Here is a 1,943-nt window from a genome sequence, read left to right as displayed (position 1 = left end):
ACTCCGAAAAGGTCAATCCGTTCGGTTTCCAGTGTTTTTTATGCCGTGACGCTAACGCCTTAAATTTTTCACGCCCTTGATTATATTTTTCTGCCCCGATCACCGGATCTTCACAACGAACCCCTTGAACCGGTCGCTTATCAAATGACAATTCCCATAAATTTAATTCTTCGATGTATTCGTAATCTTCTGGCGATGCCAAACGAAATAATTGAGACATAGAGACACCCTCCGATCATGTGTGAACGGAGACAGTATAAGGCTTTCGAGAAATTCCGCTTCCTCGACGTGAAACAAGTTCACGCCTTGCGGCGAGCGTTGCGAATTGAATTTATGAGGTTTACCAAGCTCCAGATGTAACAAAGCCCCGTGACAGCATCACAGGGCTCTGGTACTCTAAATCTTGTGCATTCGTTGCTCAGATTAGACGTCGCAATCCAATCTTAGCAACGTGAGAGGCGCTTGTCACGTTCTCATTAAATACCAGCCAACGACATTAACCCAAATGCACCACTTGATTGACTCGGACTTAGCCCGGTCTCCGAAAGGATAAACAGGCAAATTGTGGTAGTAAAACGTACCGGAAAACGAAATTCCGGCTCTACCTCCGAATCACGCTGCGGTATCGAAAGATTACAGTGCGTACCTGATAAGAGCACCAATCAACGGACTAGGGATTTCTTGGATTGCGAAGTGTCGAAAGAAGCCCAACCTAACCAAACTTAGCCAGATTAACGAGCTAAGAGACCATGACCCAATAACTGATCATGGAGAAAAGCAAAGACAAGATGAAGATGTCGCTTCGCTCCGTTTTGATTAGTACCACATTGGGGCATTAGGCGTTTTTTACCTAGATTTTATCGGTGAACAATAACACCTAAACTCTCAACAAGCTGAAGCGCCTGCTCTCCATCCAACTTCACTCCATCTAAATTAATTCGCCTTGCATCAAGCTCGCCAAGCGCCCCACCCGTTAAATCACAACCAGTAAAATCAGCCAAAGACCAATCAAACGATGAAAACTCCCCACAAGAAAGATCGGAGCCACGAAACACGGCGCCAGTTATCACAGTGCCATTCCAGCGATTTTCCCACAGTTCGCACTTTTCTAATATGACTCTAGAAAAATTAGCGTAACTAAGATTTGTCTTGGTTATATAAGCACTACAAAACCATGACCTTGTAGTTATCATATTCATAAAATTAGCCCCTCGAAAATCAGCTCCTTGAGCTAAACACTCACTAATTTCAAGACCTAAGGCGCTAATGTTTTTAAAATTACTCATTGATAAATCGCAGCTTTTAAAGCTAGCGTTTTTTAGTTTGGCTCTATTAAAATCACACCCTTCCAAGCTATTCCTGTCGTAAAAACTACAATCAACAAATTCAGTATCAGTTAAATCAACCCCTGAAAAATCACAATTTGAAAAGGCAATATTTTTAACTCTATTCCCCGTAAATTGATCTCGTGAAAACTTTTCATTGATAAAGTGCTTTTCCATACATGCTACACCTGGTTATTTATACAGTGCAATCATTGTACATTAATTTGAACAACCTTAAACTCTAGCTAAAATTGATTCATACAATCCCTTTTATGTTAAACGGGCGAGTTAGTTAGCAAAAACCTCCCGTTCATCCCCATTAAAGCCCCTCGAAACGATTTTAAGACACGATCACCCTATAAAACACCCAAATCTACGCTGAAAGTTTAGAACGGTTTTGCGGGCTTCTGAGTGCGTTTTTAACATCGTGCAAACTGACAAGTAAAACGATGCGAAATCGCTGAAAGTCACAAACTTGTTTTGTGGCAAGAAGCGATTTGACCAACCGAGTAAAACGAGGGCGGTAGGCTTTTTGTTTTTATCCTGATGAGCGTCCAGCGAAGAAAGGGAAAAACAGGGGGAGCCGAAACGAAATGACACGCCCCAGCGATGGCAAGT

General features: G+C 42.2%; 2 protein-coding genes and 1 pseudogene. All 3 read right to left on the bottom strand.

Annotation, left to right across the window (positions count from 1 at the left end; translation table 11 throughout):
• Positions 1-220, bottom strand: a pseudogene (locus ABN236_RS19220) (hypothetical protein); the annotation flags it as partial.
• Positions 221-857: 637 nt separating this feature from the next.
• Entirely contained in the window at positions 858-1,502 is a 645-nt protein-coding gene (locus ABN236_RS19215) for a quinolone resistance pentapeptide repeat protein QnrD1 (protein WP_012634451.1), read from the bottom strand.
• 174 nt (positions 1,503-1,676) lie between these two features.
• Positions 1,677-1,943, bottom strand: a 267-nt coding sequence (locus ABN236_RS19210) for a hypothetical protein (protein ID WP_277267384.1), incomplete at its 5' end; no start/stop codon positions are given.

Source organism: Proteus sp. fly-1013, assembly GCF_040140245.1.
In the GTDB taxonomy this organism is placed as follows: Bacteria; Pseudomonadota; Gammaproteobacteria; order Enterobacterales; family Enterobacteriaceae; genus Proteus; species Proteus mirabilis_B.
Note: the sequence above shows the minus strand (reverse complement) of the source record. Positions and strands in the feature narration are given on the sequence as shown.